The sequence below is a fragment of the Photobacterium sp. R1 genome (assembly GCF_054600795.1).
On sequence record NZ_BAAHZP010000354.1, the window covers coordinates 1 to 308 of the forward strand.

Sequence of the window (308 nt, forward strand, 5' to 3'; positions counted from 1 at the left end):
TCTGCTGGCTTGCGGTCAAAGAGCATCAACATGCAAGGTAGCAGCAAGAAGTCCACCACCAGGGCAATGAAAATGATGAGGGCACTGAGCTGGCCCATGTCGCTGTTGAGGCGGAAACTGGAACTGGCCAGTACTGCGAAGCCGGCAACCAGCACGACAGTGGTGATCCATAATGCGCGACCAACAGTGCTGAAGGCATAACGAACGGCTTCTTCAGCATTTCGGCCTTCTTTACGTGCGATTTGGTATTTGCTGAGGAAGTGCACGGCGTCATCTACAACGATACCGAGTGTGAGAGTGACCACTAT

1 protein-coding gene is annotated in these 308 nt (G+C 52.9%); it reads right to left on the reverse strand.

The genetic code is table 11. The annotated features are described in order from the left end of the window. The coding region (locus ACYP03_RS25390) for an MMPL family transporter (protein ID WP_459782587.1) at positions 1–308 on the reverse strand (308 nt) is incomplete at both ends.